Annotated in this window: 17 protein-coding genes; 8 read left to right on the plus strand and 9 right to left on the minus strand. The window is 36.4% G+C overall.

Annotated features, from left to right (window positions below; genetic code table 11):
* Positions 1–2: 2 nt before the first annotated feature.
* The 9 genes from AB4Y30_RS17245 to AB4Y30_RS17285 form a co-directional block, all read right to left on the minus strand.
* On the minus strand, positions 3–1,352 hold the full coding sequence (locus AB4Y30_RS17245) for an MATE family efflux transporter (protein WP_368653419.1): 1,350 nt from the start codon (positions 1,350–1,352) through the stop codon (positions 3–5).
* 47 nt (positions 1,353–1,399) lie between these two features.
* Complete coding sequence (locus AB4Y30_RS17250) at positions 1,400–2,848, minus strand: DASS family sodium-coupled anion symporter (RefSeq protein ID WP_368653420.1); 1,449 nt, start codon at positions 2,846–2,848, stop codon at positions 1,400–1,402.
* Between the two features lie 63 nt (positions 2,849–2,911).
* Positions 2,912–3,847 carry a hydroxymethylglutaryl-CoA lyase gene (locus AB4Y30_RS17255; protein WP_368653421.1) on the minus strand — a complete coding sequence of 312 codons (936 nt, stop codon included), beginning with the start codon at positions 3,845–3,847 and terminating at the stop codon, positions 2,912–2,914.
* 167 nt (positions 3,848–4,014) lie between these two features.
* Positions 4,015–5,079 (minus strand): tartrate dehydrogenase, encoded by a 1,065-nt coding sequence (locus AB4Y30_RS17260; protein ID WP_368653422.1) that lies wholly within the window; start codon positions 5,077–5,079, stop codon positions 4,015–4,017.
* Between the two features lie 193 nt (positions 5,080–5,272).
* Positions 5,273–5,782 carry a hypothetical protein gene (locus tag AB4Y30_RS17265; RefSeq protein ID WP_368653423.1) on the minus strand — a complete coding sequence of 170 codons (510 nt, stop codon included), beginning with the start codon at positions 5,780–5,782 and terminating at the stop codon, positions 5,273–5,275.
* A 71-nt stretch (positions 5,783–5,853) separates the two neighbouring features.
* Complete coding sequence (locus AB4Y30_RS17270) at positions 5,854–9,003, minus strand: SNF2 helicase associated domain-containing protein (RefSeq protein WP_368655250.1); 3,150 nt, start codon at positions 9,001–9,003, stop codon at positions 5,854–5,856.
* A 212-nt stretch (positions 9,004–9,215) separates the two neighbouring features.
* Positions 9,216–10,514 carry an MFS transporter gene (locus AB4Y30_RS17275; protein ID WP_368653424.1) on the minus strand — a complete coding sequence of 433 codons (1,299 nt, stop codon included), beginning with the start codon at positions 10,512–10,514 and terminating at the stop codon, positions 9,216–9,218.
* A 180-nt stretch (positions 10,515–10,694) separates the two neighbouring features.
* On the minus strand, positions 10,695–11,813 hold the full coding sequence (locus AB4Y30_RS17280) for a response regulator (protein WP_368653425.1): 1,119 nt from the start codon (positions 11,811–11,813) through the stop codon (positions 10,695–10,697).
* Positions 11,814–12,108: 295 nt separating this feature from the next.
* Entirely contained in the window at positions 12,109–13,182 is a 1,074-nt protein-coding gene (locus AB4Y30_RS17285) for a branched-chain amino acid aminotransferase (protein ID WP_368653426.1), read from the minus strand.
* Between the two features lie 245 nt (positions 13,183–13,427).
* Between AB4Y30_RS17285 and AB4Y30_RS17290 the strand changes: the two genes are divergently transcribed.
* The 8 genes from AB4Y30_RS17290 to AB4Y30_RS17325 all read left to right on the plus strand — a co-directional run bounded on the left by AB4Y30_RS17290 (position 13,428) and on the right by AB4Y30_RS17325 (position 20,655).
* Positions 13,428–14,150: a hypothetical protein gene (locus AB4Y30_RS17290; protein WP_368653427.1), complete on the plus strand. Its 723-nt coding sequence runs from the start codon at positions 13,428–13,430 to the stop codon at positions 14,148–14,150.
* A 19-nt stretch (positions 14,151–14,169) separates the two neighbouring features.
* Positions 14,170–14,562, plus strand: a complete 393-nt coding sequence (locus tag AB4Y30_RS17295) for a GntR family transcriptional regulator (RefSeq protein ID WP_368653428.1) — start codon at positions 14,170–14,172, stop codon at positions 14,560–14,562.
* A 33-nt stretch (positions 14,563–14,595) separates the two neighbouring features.
* Entirely contained in the window at positions 14,596–15,456 is an 861-nt protein-coding gene (locus tag AB4Y30_RS17300) for an ABC transporter ATP-binding protein (RefSeq protein WP_368653429.1), read from the plus strand.
* 21 nt (positions 15,457–15,477) lie between these two features.
* Positions 15,478–16,404, plus strand: coding sequence for an ABC transporter ATP-binding protein (locus AB4Y30_RS17305; RefSeq protein WP_368653430.1), 927 nt, complete (start codon positions 15,478–15,480; stop codon positions 16,402–16,404).
* A complete protein-coding gene (locus tag AB4Y30_RS17310) occupies positions 16,404–17,651 on the plus strand; it encodes an ABC transporter permease (protein WP_368653431.1) in 1,248 nt (415 codons plus the stop codon). Before AB4Y30_RS17305 ends, AB4Y30_RS17310 begins: the two co-directional genes overlap by 1 nt.
* Before the next feature lie 142 nt (positions 17,652–17,793).
* Entirely contained in the window at positions 17,794–18,513 is a 720-nt protein-coding gene (locus AB4Y30_RS17315; RefSeq protein WP_368653432.1) for a (Fe-S)-binding protein, read from the plus strand.
* A 16-nt stretch (positions 18,514–18,529) separates the two neighbouring features.
* Positions 18,530–19,951, plus strand: coding sequence for a LutB/LldF family L-lactate oxidation iron-sulfur protein (locus AB4Y30_RS17320; RefSeq protein WP_368653433.1), 1,422 nt, complete (start codon positions 18,530–18,532; stop codon positions 19,949–19,951).
* The gene (locus AB4Y30_RS17325; protein ID WP_368653434.1) at positions 19,951–20,655 is read left to right on the plus strand and encodes a lactate utilization protein C; all 705 of its coding nucleotides are present in this window, start codon (positions 19,951–19,953) and stop codon (positions 20,653–20,655) included. The genes AB4Y30_RS17320 and AB4Y30_RS17325 overlap by 1 nt, the downstream gene beginning before the upstream one ends.
* Positions 20,656–20,679: the final 24 nt, after the last annotated feature.

The raw sequence follows: 20,679 nt of genomic DNA on the forward strand, positions 1-20,679 counted from the left end.
CTTTAGTGGCTCACCCGCTCTTTAAAAATATCCTTTTCACGCCATTTTCCAAAGAAATAATACAAGGATGCGAATAAACTACTCATCATGAAGCTTGCACCTATTCCCATTCCAATTCCTATCTCACCAAACAAATTAGAGAAAAGAGAAGTTAATGGGAAACGGAAGACCCAGAAAGAAATAATATTGAGAACAAGTACTTGGTACATGGCACCAGATGCTCTAACAACTCCGTTTAAAATAAAACTTAGACCGAGAAACGGAAAACAAAAAGCTACAGTGCGTAAATAGTTTGTTCCAAATTCTACAGCCGCTTCCTCCTGAATGAATAAACGGACAGCATGCTCTGCAAAAATGAAAATAAATAATCCAACAATTAGCATAAAGATTAAATTATAAAGCACACCATATTTAGTAATCTTTCGGACTCGAGCCCAATTACGAATCCCAATATTTTGCCCTGCCATACTACTGACTGCTACCCCTAATGCTTGTGCTGGTAGCATTAAAATACTATCTAAGCGATGTGCTGCTCCAAAGCCAGCAACAACACTTTCTCCAAAATTAGTAATTACACTCATAATAGCGGCAGAACCTGCAAAAATTACAGCCATTTGTAGCCCAGAAGGAATTCCTAAATTTAAAATTAAACGTACTTCCTCACTTTTTGGTAGAAATGGAAGTGAAAATGGCACAATTCGCTTGCGATACACAAGCACTAGTCCATAGGTAAATGCAATTCCTTGAGCCGTAATCGTTGCAATGGCCGCACCTTCCATACCCCAACCAAAAACAGAGATAAATAGCGGCGAAAGCACTGCTTTCAAAATAACTGCAATAATGACAAAGCGTAAGGGCGTTTTACTATCACCAACAGCTCGAAGCACTGTGCTAATAAAGTTATAGCCGAATAAAAAGATAATACCAAGATAATGAATTTGGAGATATACCTTCGCTGAATCTAACATTGACTCTGGCGTACCTAGTAATTTTAATAATGGGACTGCGGTAAAAAATCCAATAACACTTAATAAAATAGACATGGTTGTTAAGATAACAACAAATGCGTTTAAATAACGTTTTAATCCTTCATGGTCTTTACGCCCTTTTTGCTGAGATAAAATAGTCAATGCAGCATTATTAATCCCGATGACAAAAGATAACACGGTTAATAAAATCACACTGGCTACAGCCACTGCTCCAAGTGCATTTGCACCGAGAAGATTTCCAACCCACAAGCTATCAATTACATGAAAGGAAGCCTGTAATAAATCTGCTAACATGATTGGTCCTGAAAAAACGATCAACTGCTTTAAAATGGATCCTTGCGTAAAATCCTGTTTTTTCCGCAATCCCCCACCGCCTTGTTATATTCTATTTTCTTTTTGAACATCCTCTTTTAGTACAAACCAACCCACTGCCACCATGTTAATGCGATAATTACAGTAATAACACTTGAAATAATGGTTAAATAAAAACCTGGTAAAATGAAGTCCTTCTGTGTCACTGCTCCTGTACTATGTATTAATAAATTTGGCATGGATTCTACTGCCAGGATAAAGCCAAATAAGCAAGTGACTCCTACCACCATACTGATAAATAAAGGGTCAAAATTCGCTACAGTTGCTATGCTAAGCACAATTGGTAATAGTGTAATAACAGCTGTTGACACATTCGAAATCATTTTATGGAAAATTTGTGTAAGAAAAATAATAATAAATAATCCTAAAACAGGATGCTGTAATAATTTTAAGAAGCCTTCTGTACTTACATAATTACTAATTAAATCGGTTGCTCCAGAATCAACGAATACATAACCTACAGATAAGGTTACACTAAGTAATAAAATCGTATCGTAATTCATCTGCACCATCTTCTTCCAAGTTCCACAGCCAATCACTGGTAAAGCCATCAATGCTGCACCAATTAATGCAGAAATACTCGGATGCATACCATGAAGCGGCTCTGTTAACCAAAGTCCTACCGTTAATAAAAGAATAAAGGAGGCACGTTTTTCTGCGTTAGTTATTGGTCCAAGCTCTTCAATTTTTTGTTTCATTTCCTGTTTAATCTTCGGGTGATGCTGTTGTCCTGTTGGTACGGGATACATTTTAAGTAATAGAAAACCAACTGTAGGAATCATCAAAAACCAAATTGGAAAAGTATATAAGAACCATTCAAAATAAGTAACATTAATATTGGCATAACGATTTAAAATTTCTACTGTTAATACATTACTTACAGCCGCTGTCATAATTGCAACCCCACTTACCGTTCCGCCAAAAGCAAGTGTTAAAAATAAAATTCTTTGTAAATTACTCCCTGGTCTTGCACCAACTGTTTTCGCAATCATAGAAGTAATTGGAATCATTAATGTAGTTCGCACAGCTACTGCTGGAATAAAAATGGCTTGGATTTGTAAAATAATTAACAAGCTCCATACTAGCCCCTTTGAAGTGCTACCGAATTTCGCAAGCATATTATATGTCATCCGACGTATAAGCGGCGTTTCATTTGTTGCGATAACAATCATTGTTCCTCCTATAATTAAGAAAATAGCAGGAGAAGCAAAACCACTAAGTGTAACGCTTGTGTCCGCAACACGAAAAACTAACATAAGTACTAAAACAATTAATCCTGTTGCTCCTAAAGGAATTGGCTCAAAAGCCCATAAAACAATAGCAAAGCAAACAAGTGCAGTCATTACTCTAGGTGCATATGTAAAATCTTCAGGTAATCCAAAATATAGTGAAATAAATACGATAATAGCAGCTATAATACTAGCTAGCTGTTTCCAGCCTAGCTGCCCCGAATTCCCGTTATGAGCAGCTTCTGTTGATTGTGTCATCTTGTTCTTCCTTTCTCGCTTATGAGACTATACTCCGTCTCTTCTCTCTCTGGGAAAAGGGCATTAATTATTGCCTTCTTTATCAGGTATAGGATATTTACGATTATATTTCCCTGCTTGAAGAACGCTACTTGCTAATTCATGTCCAACATCTCTTTGTAAAATCTTCGCTGCATCCAGCAATTGATCTAAATCGATATTCGTTTGAAACCCCATACTTTCCAACATATGAACAACATCTTCTGTACTAATATTCCCTGTGGCTCCTGGTGCGAATGGACAACCACCTAATCCACCTAATGCTGCATCAAAGCTCGTAGCCCCTGCTTCTATTGCTGCAAGCACATTAGCAAGCCCCATGCCTCGTGTATTATGAAAGTGTAAATTAAGTTGCTCGCTAGATATGAGCTTCCGAATCCTCGTTACTAGTTCATATACTTGGCGTGGATTAGCCATCCCTGTTGTATCGGCTAAGGTGATACGATGCACTTGATTTTCCAACAGCTGCTCCGCAATCGACACTACACGCTCAACCGCTACCTCACCTTCAAATGGACAACCAAATGCAGTTGCAATAGAAACATCTAGCTTGATATCAGTCTCCTGACAATATTCCTTCATTGTCTTTAAGCTTGCTAGTGATTGTTCTGTTGTTTGACGCACATTTTGTAAATTATGTGTATTACTAGCTGATAATACAAAGTTTACTGCAGGTACTCCATAGCTCGCTGCAAGCTCTACTCCTTTTAAATTTGGCACTAAAGCAACAAAATAAATATCAGATGAATTAGGGAGATGCTGAAATAACTCTCCACTATTTGCCATTTGTGGAACAAGCTTCAGATGAACAAAGGAGCCAAATTCTATTTGCTTTATATTCGCTTGAATAAGCATACTTGCTAATTGTAGTTTTTGTTCTACAGAAAGAACTTTTTCTTCCATTTGTAAACCATCGCGTAGCATAACATCATTGACACGAATCATTTGTGAAAAATCCATATATTCACCTTCAGTAAAAAAGGATGAGGCTGTCACAAAAGGCAATGCTTACCTTTAGACAGCCTAGAACGAAAAGCGCAAGTCGCGCTCGGAGCTAGACAGCTATATCTCTAGTCCCAGATTGTATTTTCGAAAAAAGCTATACTTTCTTGGCCTATACAAAACTCTTATTTTGCAAGTAATTCTATTTGCTTACAGATCTCATCTGTTACTTCTTCCATCGTATAAGCACCACCTAAATCTGGTGTTTTAAAGCCTAGTTTAGTAGCTTCTTCAATCGCTTTAATTAGTAAATCTCCTGCTTCTGTTTCTCCAAAATGATCTAGCATCATTTTTGCTGTCCAAATTTGTCCAACTGGATTTGCAATACCTTTGCCAACAATATCAGGAGCAGAGCCATGCACTGGCTCAAACATAGATGGAAATTCTCCAGTTGTATTAATATTTGCAGATGGTGCAATCCCAATGCTTCCCATGATTGCTCCACCAATATCAGATAAAATATCACCAAATAAATTACTAGCTACAATAACATCGTATAAGTGTGGATGTGTAACCATTTGAGCTGCTAATGCATCAATATGCCATTTTTTCGTTTCCACATCTGCATATTCTTTCTCTATATCTTCAAATACTTCATCCCAAAACGGCATAGAATGGAAAATACCATTTGACTTAGTAGCACTTGTTACATGCTGACGACGTTGTTTAGCTACTTCAAACGCATAACGCATGACTCTTTCTGTCCCTTTACGAGTGAAGATAGCATTTTGAATAGCTAGCTGATCTGCACCTTGATGCATCCTTCCGCCAACTTCACTATACTCTCCCTCACTATTTTCACGCACAATTAATAAATCAAAATCATTTGGTTGTGCAAGCGGTGTTGCTAAACCAGCAAAGTAACGAGCTGGACGTATATTGATTGTCTGTTGGAACTCACGGCGAATTTTTAATAAAAGTCCCCATAAAGAAATATGGTCAGGAACTAAATTAGGATCGCCCACTGCCCCAAGAAATACCGCATCATGTGCTTTTAATGTTTCCATTCCGTCTTCTGGCATCATCTCACCATGTGCTACGTAATATTCACAGCTCCATGGATATTCTGTAAATTGCAATGCAATATCTCCACGCACTTCACAAACCTTCTCTAATACACGAATTGCTTCAGGTACTACTTCCTTTCCAATCCCATCTCCTGGAATCACTGCGATACTCCACTGCTTCATCTACTCTCCACTTCCTTCTATAACAATCTATATCATTTATTTGAATATTCGTGAACTACTTCAATCATACCAAAAATAATGAATAACTGCCTAGCATTGAAATTAGAAAAGTAGAGAAAAATAAAGTGACATGTATTAATTCACTTTTGAAATACACGTCACTTTATAAATTCTTTTTAATTCTATTAAACTCCTAACTGGATTGCTTATTCTCTTTTATTCTTTGTAATATTTGAAATTCCTCTGTTTTCTCTGTAGAAATATTGTGCACATTCGCAAATCTCATCATGTCTGCATACATCACAACAGGTTCGAAATTTTTTAATGAGATACGGAAGCCTTTTTTCATGCTTACGACTGCATTAATCATCATCCAATTCGACCGTTTGAAAGTTATTTTTGCAATTTGATGGGGCTTAACAGTTTTGCTATACAAAACAAGGTTAAAAAACTTAATAAAATAAATAAGTTGATTTTCCGTTATTTTCAATTGGTAAGTAACAAAGATAGAAAGTAGGAAAATAAGCAATACACCAAGCACGATATACCTAAGCACTACCTCAACATTTTCCCAAAATAAAGCATCTGTTCTTAAATTTTCTTCCTTACGATTAGAAAAAAACATCGGCCAGATGGTGAGCACAGCTAGGATTAAAAAATAAATGAATAACATCAATCTATTGATTTTAGCTTGGTAAAGCATGATAATCCCCCTAATTCGTGAAAAAAAGCAATACAAACAAAATTGCTGTCTGTACTGCTCTTCGTTGTCAATCACATATTTAACAATTCGCGAATATCTTCTTCAGTCATACTGGATAGCATGGTTTCTCCTGGTTGGATGATTTGATCAATTAATTTACGCTTTTTCTGCTGTAATTCATAAATCTTTTCCTCTATTGTTCCTTCTGTAATCAAGCGAATCACATGCACCACATTCTTCTGACCAAAGCGGTGTGCTCTTCCTGTTGCTTGATCTTCTACAGCCGGATTCCACCATAAATCGTATAAAATAACCGTGTCTGCACCAGTTAGGTTAAGTCCTGTTCCACCAGCACGTAATGAGATTAAAAAGACGTCCTTTTCCCCTTGATTAAATTGTTCACTCATATCTACACGGTTTTCTGCGGGCGTTTGTCCATGTAAGTAGAAATACGAAATTCCTTCTTGTTCAAACCTTTCCGCAATAAGCTCATGCATGCTTGTGAACTGTGAGAAAATTAACATCCGCTTCCCGTTTTCAATCGAAGCTTTCACCGTCTCCATTAATTGCTCTAGCTTACTTGATGTTCCCTCATAGTTTTCAATAAACAAGGACGGATGACAACATATCTGTCTTAACCTTGTTAAGCCTGCTAATATCTTCATACGGCTTTTCTGAAAACCATCCTCTTGAAGGGATTGTGCTGTCTCCTGCTGTAATTGGCGTAAATAGCCGACATATAACTCCTTCTGCTCCTTCGTCAATTCAGATATATGAGTGGATTCTATTTTTTCTGGTAGCTCTGTTAATACATCAGTCTTTAAGCGACGTAAAATAAAGGGTTTCGTTAACTGAGAAATTTTCTCTGGTTCTAGCTGGCGAAATTCCTTTAGAGCTGGCATTAACCCTGGTAGGACAACTTGGAAAATTGCCCATAACTCATCAATTGTATTTTCAATTGGTGTGCCACTTAATGCAAATTTTCGACTTGCAGTTAAGCTACGAATCGCTTTTGATGTTTTCGTTGCATAATTTTTAATATATTGCGCTTCATCTAGGATCAATGTTTGAAAGGATAAATCCTCATAACGCTCCATATCTTGTCGTAAGGTTGCGTAAGAAGTAATCCAAACATCCATATGCTGCAAATCTGCAATCATTTCCTCTCGTTCCATCGGAGTTCCCCGAATCACTGCAACTTTTAAGCTTGGTGCAAATTTTTCAAACTCTCTCTTCCAATTGTACAAAACGGATGATGGCGCAATGATTAAATGTGGACGTTCACTCGGCTCTGATAATAGATAGGTAATGCTTTGAATGGTTTTCCCTAGACCCATATCATCTGCCAAAATCCCGCCTAATTGATAGGCACTTAATGATTTAAACCATTGATATCCCGTCTTCTGATAGTGGCGTAAATTGGCAGCTAATTGCTCAGGAATCTCGTATACCTGTTCCTCCGGTGAGCGAAGCTGATGCAATAATTTACGGAAGGATGGATCATAATTTTTCCTTGTATCCATCAATTCATCAATTTGTAATCCACGATACACAGGAACAGTCATTTGTCCTGCATCAATATCTGATTTCTTCACATGTAAATCTGTAAACAACTGCTGTATTGATGCGAAATGGTCGTTTTCTAAAGAAAGTAATGCTCCACTTCTTAAACGGTAAAAACGTTTACGCTCAATAACTGCATGCAGGAGATGATTGATTTCTTCTTCATCAATCCCATCCATTTCAAAGCCAATTTCCAATAAATTAGAAGCACTCTCTACACGTACATTTGTGCTTGGCACTGGTTCATAATCAAGGATATAGTGACGCATTTCTGATGTTAGAAATAACTCAACATGCTTATCTAATAATGGAAGAATCTTATAGAAAAACTCATATAACTCTTCATCATCTGTCTCTAGATATAATTCCTTTCCATTATAATGAAAATTCGCATGCTCCATTAGACGCATAATTTGCTTTTCCTTCTCTGTGTCTCGAATGATAAGGATTTTTTCATCTGGCGATCCCTGAAATGGATTTAGATGAATATGGTCATAATGATATTCTAGCTTCCCAATAATCAACTCATCACGAAACTCTAAATATAATTTTGCTCGAAGCGGAACTTGAATAATTTCTGATTTCACTTCATCAGAAATTACCACTTCACCAACCTGTTTTAAAGATGGAAGCACTTCTGACAAGAATAAATCTGTCTGTTCTTGTTGAATAGGCAGTGTATCTGTCATTGTTCCAAAAGAAGCAATCTGTTCAACAATAGGAATTTGCTCCTTCGTCGGAAAATAAAATGTCCCATCAAAAAACAATAGCTGATATGCCCTCATATATACTGCATCTCTGACATCCTCCATTTGCAGAAGTAAATCAGATTGTTCATTTTTTGTTAACGCAAATTGAAAAGGTAATGTGTTTTCTATAATATCCACATGTGAATATTCTTTCTCAGCCACTTCTACTACTGTGTGCCTGTGGATTAAACGTTCCAATAGCTGCCTGAGGTTTAACACAGGTATAACTAATGCACGCTTATCATTACCATTATTTCTAGAAAAATAAAAATCAGTTGAACGGTAAATCTCCTCATTGCGAATCATCGCATGAAGCATTTCAAAAATCTCTAAATCCTGCGCGAGAAAATAATGTAAATCTGGTGAATATGTAAATGTCTTCGTAAATACATGCTCTCTCCCAGAGAATACATTTTCTAAAAACTCTTGAAGATTACGCACAACAAAACAGCGACCTTCACCTGTTTTTAGCTCAAGATACAAGTTTCGGTCATAGGAATATTTCACATAGTACTCTACATGCATTGGTGTTAATTCAGATAGAAACTCCTCGTCCTCTGTTTGCGACATCGTAATCGCCTGAAGAAAGCGATTTGTCATCTCGTAATCAACCATCTTCTGTTCTTTCTTCACCTTACGCTCTATACTTAACAGCACTGCTGCAATATGTTTGCATGTTCCATACGTATCGAATGCTGCGCAATCACAATAAGCACGAATCGAACCATTCTTTAAATTTTTCAAGTTCACTTCTACAAAGTAAGTCTCTGTTCCGTGAACATTTGCCGTCCAAAGAGAATGATTCCGATCATACAATAAATCAGTAACTTTATTTTGATTAAAATATGCTAAGCCACGTTCATATACATCTGACTTGAACAGACCTTGAATATCCTTATTCGTAATCATTTCCAAAATAGATGGAACCTACCTTCCAGAATCATACTTTTATTTAAAGTCAATATTTCCATTATATCGAGTTCAAAAAGGACCGAGAAGTTCGATGCGTCACTTTCACCGGACTTTTTGAATAACCTCCATTATATCGAACGTGAAAAAGACTGTCTATTTATCCATCTAGTATATCGTCTGTTAGAAACTCTTATACCTTTTTATTCCATTTATAACACTCGTCGATTAATTTCTTGTTTTGCACGGTAATAGAAGTAAAAATAAAATAAAATGGATATAAATATTGAAATTGATGATGCAAAATAAATCGATTGGTAGCCAAACCAATAAGCCAGTTGCCCAAATGTCATCGCACCAATTCCGATCCCTAGGTCAAAAGCAGAGAAAAAAGTGGCGTTTGCCATTCCTTTACGATGCATGGCTGCCTTACTTACAGCCCAAGCCTGTAATGCTGGCTGAACACTACCGAAACCAATTCCATAAATCATCGCAGCAAGTAGCATCATCCATGTATTTGGAAGCCATGTTAATAAAATCATTGCTAATAAAATAAGAAAGGCTCCTGGTGGAAAAACATAGAGATGGCCTTTGCGATCGTATAATTTACCGGAGAACGTTCGAGCTAGTAAAACCGAAACAGCATATACTAAAAAGTAAAATTCAATTCCATCAATTGATTTCTCTGCTGCATATAGAGGTAAAAAGGAAGCGATTCCTCCAAAACATGCTGTGATAAACATCAATAAAATAGATGGTTGTATTGCTGTTTTTTCAAAGAAATCGAATTTAATATTTGTTGATTGATGTGGTGATGCTTCCACTTTTTTATATCGAATTTTTGAAGATAGTAATAATGTCGTTAGACCACAAGCTGCACAAATTAAAAAAAGACTTGCAAATGATATTTTATCTACTAACGTCAGTCCTAATGCTGGACCAATAGCCATTGCTACGTTTCCTGACATTCCGTAGTAGCCCATACCTTCGCCACGACGACTTGGAGGAATTAAATCTGTCGCAATTGTTCCAGAAGCTGTTGTAGAAAATCCCCAGCCTGCCCCCTGAACAACTCGCAAAAGAAGCAATAAGACAATACTTGTTACAAAGGCGTATGTTCCAATCGATAAGATGAAAATTCCAATCCCAAACATATAAACGAAACGACGCCCCTTTGTATCCAATGCCTTTCCTGCATAAGGGCGTAATACTAAAGCGGAAAATGTGAAAACTCCTACAATAAGACCAATTAATTGATCACTACCTCCAAGCTCCTTTACAAATAATGGAAGTGTAGGTAATGTCATTTGAAATCCTAAAAAAATGAAAAAATTCGCTGCACAAATCAAGATGAAATCTCGTGTTAATATTTTCTCAGAAGTAGCTTCAGCCTGGGTATTTTTCTGTGTTTGCGTACTCATACTTATATTCCCTTCTTTCGATGCTCGAAATATATTATACCGTATTCTTATGATAAATGATATAAAGAAAATTCCGAATATATAATTCATTTATTTTTTGTATATAAATAGACCATCATGCTTCCATTGATATACGGGGAAATACCCTTTAAATGAAAGAATAATGGTCTCTTCATCACATTTAATTAATTTTATAGCAGTTTAATGGAATATACGATAAGGATGTAGGTTGAAAATAGAAGTTTTACTGGCTACCTGGAGAACAATAGTTTAGTTCACATAATACTCATATGCTCGAATAATCTGCTGTGGTACGCCTAATTCAAATTCGTGAAGCCAATAATAGCGTGATTTTTGATAACATTCGACAAGTTTATGCATATTGTTCATTTGGCCATAATGATGAAGTAATTGCTCTGTATAGTTGATATTAAATGGCTCTAGCTTAAGCATTCTTTCTAAGCATTGTTCCTTTATACGCTGTTGTTGAATATTTTGTTCCATGTCAGGTAAAAATTTCTCCATAAAATGTAAAAATTCTCTTCTAATATTAATTTTCCTTTCCCATGCCCAGTTATAAGCTTCATATTCTAAATATTCAGTCCCATATAATTCCTTTATTCTTACTACAGTAGTAGTGTCTGGCGAGGATTGACTCATTAATAGAAGAAGCTCATCTAAATCACTGCTTAATTGCAGCTGTAATATATACTGTGCATTCTGTAATATAACTGCGTTTGGGAAACCTACTTTTTTTAATACTTGCCGCAGTTGATACAATGTTGTGTGCATTAATGTCTGTGCCCGTTCTGGCTCCATATTTGGCCATAGTGATTCTAAAATGTTTTCTCGATATATTGGTTGATCTTGATGTTGATGTTGCCATAAAAAAGCAAGTAATTCTCTAGCCTTTTGTGTTCGCCATTTCACTTCGACATTATTTTTATCTAGCAAACGAAATCTGCCAAGTGTTTGTAGCCTTAGCCTTTCTTTTTTTCGCATCTTCTGTTCACTAGCTATGCTCTGCAACTCTTGGTATTCCTTCACTCGATTAATCGTCTTAGTTAATCTTTCTAGCTGTACAGGCTTTTTCAAATAATCTTTTACATTTATTTCAAATGCTTCTAGAGCAAACTCCGTATGTGCTGTGACAACTACAAGCTGAACATGAGGATATTTTTCCGTTAATTGTCTAGCAAAAGATAAGCCCTTCTGTCCTTCTATTGCCACATCTAAAAAAACAACATCTACTTCCTGTTGCTTTAACACTAACAATGCTTGATCAATCAAAGTAGATTTGCCTATTATTTTTATTCCACCTATATGATTTAATGCTTCTTCCAAAATATTTAATGCTAGCATCTCGTCATCGATCAAAAGTACATTCATCTTGTCCCACCCTCGCTAATCCAAAACATGCAAAAGCAAAGAAATCATCTAATTATTTTTTACCATTAAACATAAAAAAATACGAGTAATTAGACTTGATAAAGCAAGATGAAATGAGCCTGTAACATAAGGATTTATTCCCTAAATTTCCCAGGTGTATAATATATAAGCGAATCCTTCGTAGGATTTAGGACATCACGCACTAAACCATACTACCTATATACTTCGCTTTATTTGTACATTATCCACTTTAAAATTAAGGTCCTCCTTTTATTTCAGGCTCATCTTTGTCTATTTATTCAACTTCTACAATCCAACCAAATGGATCTTCTAATTTTCCTAACTGAATTCCTGTAATATTATCATAAACTTTCTTAGATATTTCTCCTGTTTTTCTATCATTGATGATAATATTTTCTTCTTCCCATTTCATTTCGCCCACAGGTGTAATTACTGCGGCAGTTCCCGCACCAAATACTTCTTCTAAAGTGCCATTATCTGATGCTTGTTTCAGCTCTTCCATAGAAATTCTACGTTCTGAAACAGGTACATCCCAATGTTTTAACAGTTTGAGAATGGAATCACGTGTAATCCCATGTAAAATACTTCCGTTTAACGCTGGAGTAACAATCTCTCCATTGATTTTGAAGAAGATGTTCATGCTTCCTACCTCTTCCACATATTTCTTCTCCACCCCGTCAAGCCATAACACTTGCGAGTAGCCTAGCTCTGATGCTTGCTCTTGTGCTTTTAAGCTTGCTGCATAGTTACCAGCAGTCTTTGCTGTACCTGTTCCACCAAATACGGCACGAACATATTGATTTTCAACTAGAATTTTTACTGGATCAATGCCTTCTTTATAATAGGATCCTACTGGAGATAAAATGATCATAAATTTATAAGATTTAGCTGCATCTACACTTAAAGTTGGCTCTGTAGCAATCATGAATGGACGAATATAAAGAGATGTCCCTTCTGCAGTAGGTACCCAGTCCTTTTCAATACGGAGTAATTCTTTTAAAGCTTCTAATGCAAATTCTTCATCGATTTGAGGCATGCACATACGCTCTGCCGAACGATTTAGCCTGGCCATATTTTGCTCTGGTCTAAATAAACGTACTTTGCCATTGTCTCCCGCATAAGCCTTTAACCCTTCAAAAATCGTCTGTCCATAATGGAATACAACTGCTGCCGGATCAATAGTAAACGGTTGGTAAGGAACAATACGGGCATCATGCCAACCATGCCCTTCCGTATAATCCATAACAAACATATGGTCTGTATACACTTTACCAAATGCTAATTGATCAGCTGGTGGCTTTTCTTTCCTTTCATTTGTTAAATCAATTTGAATACTCTGACTTTTCATGCCGTAGTCCCCCTATAATTGTTTAATTCCTAATTTAAATAACTAATAAATAAAATTGAAGTTCTTCTATTATACATGAAAATAGATAGAATCAGAATACAAATGCAACAAATTAACGAAAAGCTTTATTTACCTCCAAATTGCCTATCTAAACTAAATTTTATTAAATCATTTGACATATTTTTGCCCAGTCAGATATACTGTGTATAATGATATACACACATGATCACTATGGAGGTGGTTTGATGGAACACTGGAGTCAAGCACTTCGTTTTGCACTATTTGAACTAAAAGCATCTAAATGGAAATTTATTTTTGTTGTTATTTTTTCTATTTTTATGGGTTTTTCCTTTGTCTTTTCCATGCCAGAATATTTAAAACGCCCTTTTTTTGTTAGTGATGTACTATTCATCCTTTTATTCTCAGCAATGACTGTTTGGCTAAGGGCTTCTGCTTTCCAATTAAAAGGAAAGGGAGAAAATTTCTATTCACCTACTGTCGTTTTACTAAAGCAGCTTCCTATCACAAGCAGTGTTATTGCTAAAAGTAGGTTTATTGTCTATTTTGCATATGCTATTCCAATGCAGAGCATCATTTTAATCACTATGTATATTTTCACCCCAGCATTGCAAGACGTACTCCCAATGGAATCGTTTATTAACTTTTGTATTATTTGGTTTGCATTTAGCGTTTATGTTGGCGGTATCTTCGCTGCTAGTGATGCTGGTACAAACGAAGCTTCACCTATGAAAACATTTATATACATAACTAGTATGATTATTATTGGAGCCATCATTCTCTACTTAATTTATGCAATTTTTAATACGGGAATCATCATGCTGACTATTAGATTTGCGAATAATTGGCCTCTACTATCTATCATTATCTCTGTTCTATTAGCAGTCATTGGCTATTTCTATTGGTATAACGAAATGAAAAAAATGTTGCGGGGCACGGATTATTATTAAATAGTGGGGGTGAAATCGTATGAAACTGCCAATTCATTTGTCCAAAAGCTCACATGAGCCAATTTATCATCAAATTGAAAAACAAATTCAGGCATTGATTGCAGGTGGAACACTACCTGCAAACACTCCCTTGCCGTCCATACGCGTGCTCGCTAAAGACTTAGAAATAAGTGCAATTACCATAAGAAGAGCCTATCAAAACTTAGAAATAGGCGGTTTTATTCGCACATCGCAAGGGAAGGGAACTTTTGTGAAAGAAATTGACGCAAATTTAAAGAGCAAAGTAAAGACTGAAACAGTAAATCGAATTATCGTTGAAGCTGTTGAAACGGCTTTTCAATACGATTATACATTAGAAGAAATTGAGGATATTTTTCATAAAGTAATAAAAGCTTATAACCAGAAAAATTAGTTCAAGCTCATATAAAGAAAGGAGGAATTCACTATGACATGGATAGAAATCAAACATGTATCAAAACAAATGTCTAATTTTATACTAGGTCCTATCCATTTAGACATTGAACCAGGAACCATTGCTGCATTTGTTGGAAATAACGGTTCAGGAAAAAGCACCTTATTAAAGATGATTATGGATTTTGTTCATCCAACAGATGGAGAAATTCGTATTTTGGGAGTTCCTGTGCAAGGAGATGATGAAGGCTGGAAGAAATATGTTGCTTATCAAGCACAAACGCAGATCGGCTATGATCCCTTTACTGGAAAGGATTTAAAAAGCTTATTTGCTCAAACTTACATACGGTGGGATGATGAAATCTTTTACGAGCTCATCCATTTATTAGAAGTCAATATGGACGAGAAATATAGTAAATTATCCCCTGGTGAACAACAGAAGCTCCAGATTGCCTTAACCATAGCAACTAATGCAAGCATTCTTATTTTAGACGAACCAACCTCTTTTATGGATATGTCCTCCAAAAATATTTTTATTGATTACTTAATAGACTGGGTAGAAAAAGGAGAGAAAATTGTTATTATATCCAGCCATCAAGTAGATGAAGTTCGTAAGCTTGCAGATTATATTGCAGTTATGCACCAAGGAAATCTAATTGGTTACTTTGATAAAGAAGAACTAACAGAACGTTACCAGCAATTTTGGTTCTCAAGCCAACCTCCTGAAGCTCCTATTCCAGGCGAAGTCGCTCGAGGTGATTTGTATATTATCACCAATAATACACACATAACAGAAGCTTTCTTACATAGAGAGAGCATTCCTTACATGAAAAAGAACACACTCGAACTTGCGGAAATCATTGCTATTTTAATACCAAAAGAAAAGACGAATTAACAGAAAGGTAGGAACGAATTTATGACAAAAATTTTATCCGTTAATAATCTCGGTAAATCCTTCAAAGAAACCAAGGTGCTTCAAGACATTTCCTTTGATGTACATGCAGGCGAGATTATGGCTATCTTAGGTCCAAACGGTGCTGGAAAATCAACAACTATTCGCAATATCATGGGTATCCTATATCCAGATGAGGGATCTGTTACCTTTCATAATCATCATGAAGACGGAATCCCTCGCCATAAAATTGGATATTTACCAGAAGAACGTGGTTTATATAAAAATGTAAAAGTAATGGATATTTTACTTCATTTAGCTAATTTAAAGGATTATCCTATCCCAAAAGCTCGGGAAAGAGCACTTGCTTATCTAGAAAAATTTGATTTAAAAGGAAAAGATACTGCTTCTATTGAAGAACTCTCTAAAGGAATGGGACAGAAGGTACAGTTTATTGCCTCTATTATTCATGAACCTGAACTGCTAATTTTAGATGAACCATTCTCTGGACTTGACCCTGTGAGCCAGGAATTATTTAAAGCAGAAATTAAACAGCTAGCAGCTAACGGCACAGCTATTTTACTTTCTTCTCATCAAATGAATCTTGTCGAAGAAATGTGTGATCGTTTATTACTTATTTATAAAGGACAAAAGGTCATTGATGGATCCATGGATAAAATCAAAAGAGATTTTGCCAACTTCAAATGTACAATTCATGGAGCTCATGATGCAAAATACTTCGAACAGCTACCACAGGTTGAACGTGTAGAATCAGAAGGAAATGCTTGTACGATCTACTTAGAAAAAGATGCTCATATTGCTAGTTGGATTAAACATATTCCTGAAGATATTACGATTGAAGAACTATCTATTGATCGAATTTCCTTACATGAAATCTTCATTAATATTGCTTCTGGCAAACAACAAGTTATGCAGGCAGGTGAAAAATAATGCGTAATTCTATGAAAATCGCAAATTGGGAAGTAAAACGAAATTTAAAGAATAAGTCTTTTTTGATCGGACTATTTATTACTCCAGTTATTTTCTTATTCTTTATGATTGTTCCATCTTTATTTGGTGATTCGGATGAAGATTCAGCCGAGGTTACCGTCCTTGTTAAAGATGAATTAAATGTATTTGATCAGCTTCAAGAACAAGCAACACAAGAAACCTTTTCAGACTGGGATATACAACAAACTGACGATACAGATGAAGCCATTCAAGAACAGTTAAATGAAGCAGAAAACACAGCATATATTTCTATCACTGTAGAAGCTTTTGATTCAGGTGTTATTCCTGTCTACACTAGCGAGAACATGATAGATTATTTCGATGGTCAATTACAGGCGTTTATTGAGCCCTTACGTGTTCTACAATTGCAAAACCTTGATTTAACGAAAGAACAATTAGCTACTATTGAACAAGGACTTCAACTACAATTTGAAAATGTAGAAGGTAGTGAATCAGAGGGTGGATTTAGCATCGGATTTTCTACAGATGATGAATCAGATGTTCTAGAGCGTGTTGTACCAGGCATCTTTGCTGGTGTAATCCTCTTTTCTATTGTGATATCAGGAATGATGATTTTCCAAAGTGCTTCACAAGAGAAAAAGGATAAAATTGCAGAAATCGTTCTTTCTTCTGTTACACCAAATGAATTAATGCAAGGGAAAATTATCGGATACTTTATTTTAGGAATTGTGCAGGTATTTATATGGCTTGTGATGATTGTCCCTGTACTTATTTGGAGAACGGGATTACCTATCCTTGAATATATCTTCGTTCCTGAGTTAGCTATTTTATTATTAATTGCTTTACTCGGCTACTTAGTCTTTGCTTCTTTATTTGTTGGAGTTGGAGCTACAGTAGAGGATGCATCTACATCAGGGAATTTCCAGGGAATGCTGTTTATGCTACCATTTATACCGTTTTTCTTCATTGCACCAATTATTTCAAATCCGAGTGGAGTGGTTGCACAAATTCTGTCCTATATTCCATTTACCTCTCCAGCAATCTTGCTCGTTCGCTTGACAATGCTTGAGGAATGGCCTTGGGTGGAAATCATTATCGCCATTGTGATTCTTATCTTTAGTGCATGGTTATTAATGAAGCTAGCAGGGAAAATCTTCAAAACAGGTATTCTACTATATGGAAAAAACGCAACACCAAAAGAAATATGGAAATGGCTATGGATGTAATTTTACAGTCCTAAAGTTTGCTTCCAAGTGTCCTATTATAATATCATTTTTATAATAGGATGTTTTTTTATTTACTTAATATTGGAACATGGATGCAGCAAGCCGTGCTTAGCTGCTTATCATCACTCTAGGGGGTGGCATTTTGAAGGTTTCTCTTTTTATTACTTGTGTATGCGATATCTTTGCAAGTGATGTTGGTAAAGATACAGTGGAATTATTAGAACATCTAGGCTGTGAGGTAGACTTTCCAGTAAATCAAACATGTTGTGGACAGCCTGCTTACAATAGCGGTTACTTATTAGAATCAAAGCAAGCCATGCAAAGTATGATAGAAGCTTTTAAAGATTCTACATACGTCGTTGGGCCTTCTGGCTCTTGTATCGGGATGCTACGTGAATATCCAAAAATTTTCTCAGGAGATCCTATGTGGGAGAAAGCTGCACAAGATCTAGCAGCAAAATCATATGAACTAACACAATTTATTGTAGAAGTACTTGGTGTAACAGATGTAGGCTCAAGCTTTACTGGTAAAGTGACTTATCATCCATCTTGCCATATGACCAGGATTCTAGGCGTAAAACAAGCACCTCAGCAGTTGCTAAAACAAATACCTGGTGTAGAGTTTGTAGAGCTTCCGATTCGAGAGGACTGCTGTGGTTTCGGCGGAACATTTGCTGTTAAAAACGCTGAAATTTCAACAGAAATGGTAAAGGAAAAATCACAGCATATTAGTGAAACAAAAGCAGATTATTTAGTTGGCGGAGATGTCTCCTGCTTAATGAATATTGGTGGACGCATGCAACGCGAAGGAAAAAATGTGAAAGTAATGCATATCGCACAAATTTTAAATCATCGCATCTAGGAGGTGTGAAGGAAGCATGAGTATCCGAATTGGGAACGAACCTTATAAAGAACGGATTCATGAAGGAATTGAAAATGATTTTATGCGACAAGCTGTTTCTTCTGCACAAATTCGCTTTCGAACGAGAAAAGCTGACGCTGCAGAAGAACTTGGTGATTGGGAGCAATGGCGGTCCTTAGGAGAAGAAATTCGAAAGCACACATTAGAAAATCTCGACTACTACTTACAGCAATTAACAGATAATGTTGCGAAACGTGGTGGAAATGTCTTCTTTGCTCAAACAGCAGAAGAAGCAAATGAATATATTAAGAACGTCGTTAAAAGCAAAAATGGAAAAAAAGTAGCAAAATCAAAATCAATGGTAACAGAAGAAATTGGTTTGAATAAAGCATTAGAAGAGATAGGCACTGAAGTAATTGAAACAGACTTAGGAGAATGGATTTTGCAGCTAGATGAAGATCCGCCTTCACATATTGTTGCACCTGCCCTGCATATGGACAGTAAACAAATCCAAAAAACATTCACTGAAAAACGCGGTTATACGAAGTCAGCTGAACCAGAAGAATTAGGTTTATTTGCACGTGAACAATTGCGTAAGGATTTTCTTTCTGCAGATATTGGTATTACTGGCTGTAACTTCGCAGTTGCCGAATCTGGGACAACAACGCTTGTAACTAATGAAGGGAACGCACGCTTAGTTACCACTTTACCAGATACACAAATTACAGTAATGGGAATGGAACGTATTGTACCAAGCTGGGAAGAGCTTGATGTCTTAGTAAGTCTACTTACTCGCTCTGCTGTAGGGCAAAAGTTGACTAGCTATATTACTTCTCTTACGGGCCCTCGTCTTGATGGAGAAATAGATGGCCCAAGTGATTATCACTTAGTCATTGTAGATAATGGACGCTCCGATATTCTAGGAACGGAATTCCAATCCATTCTTCATTGTATTCGTTGTGGTGCATGTATTAATATTTGTCCAATCTATCGTCAGGTTGGTGGACATGCATATGGATCAATTTATCCAGGGCCAATTGGTGCGGTATTAACCCCATTATTAGATGGATATGAGGATCATGGAGAACTTCCGTATGCTTCTACCCTTTGCGGTGCATGTACAGAAGCATGCCCAGTGAAAATTCCACTTCACGAGCATTTAATTCGTCATCGACAGGTTATGGTGGAAAAAGGCATGTCAGATAAAGCAGAAGAATTTATGATGAAAGGCTTTGCGAAATGGGCATCCACTCCGGCGGCATATAAATTAAGCGCGAAAATGGCACGCACAGCATTAAAGCCTTGGTCCTCGAAGGAAACGATTAAAAATGGACCAGGACCATTAAAAGAATGGACAAACACGAGAGACTTCCCAGCACCAAGTAAAACATCCTTCCGCTCTTGGTTTAAAAATCGAGAAAAGGATGTGAAGCGATAATGACTATCCATCATCGAGAAGCATTTTTAGATAATATTGCACATAAATTACGTCGCCCTCGCCGAACAGAAGGTGTAGTTAAACCTGAATGGAGCTTACAGCCACAAAAGAAAGTACTTGCTGATGCTTCCACAGAAGAATTAATTAATGTACTAGAAGAGCAATGTAAGGTCATCCATACAGATTTTAAACGGACCACAAAAGAAGGTCTAGCAGCTGTCTTACAAGAAACGATTGCCAACTATCAAGGAAAGTCAATTATTCTAGCAAATGATCCACGTCATGAAGCATATGATTTACATTCCTTTTATGATGCCTTAGAAATGAATGGTACAAAAGTTCACATTTGGGATGAAGCAATTGGAAAGAAAAACCAAGTTATTGCAGAAAGAGCTAATGTTGGAATTAACTTTAGTGACATTACATTAGCTGAATCTGGAACCGTTGGCTTATACAATGATAAAAATAACGGAAGATCCATTAGCTTATTACCACAAACCTTTATTGCAATCATTCCAAAAGAAAGTATTGTGCCAAGGCTTACTCAAGCAACAAAACAGGTACATGAAGGACTGAAAACAGGAAAAGACGTACCATCCTGCTTAAGTCTTGTAACGGGGCCTAGTAACAGTGCTGATATTGAGATGAAGCTAATAGTAGGTGTGCACGGACCAATTAAAGCTACTTATATTGTAGTGGATTAAACTTAAAAACTAGCCTAGAGATAG

Origin of the sequence: Ornithinibacillus sp. 4-3 (assembly GCF_040958695.1) — a bacterium.
Lineage (GTDB): Bacteria > Bacillota > Bacilli > Bacillales > Amphibacillaceae > CALAMD01.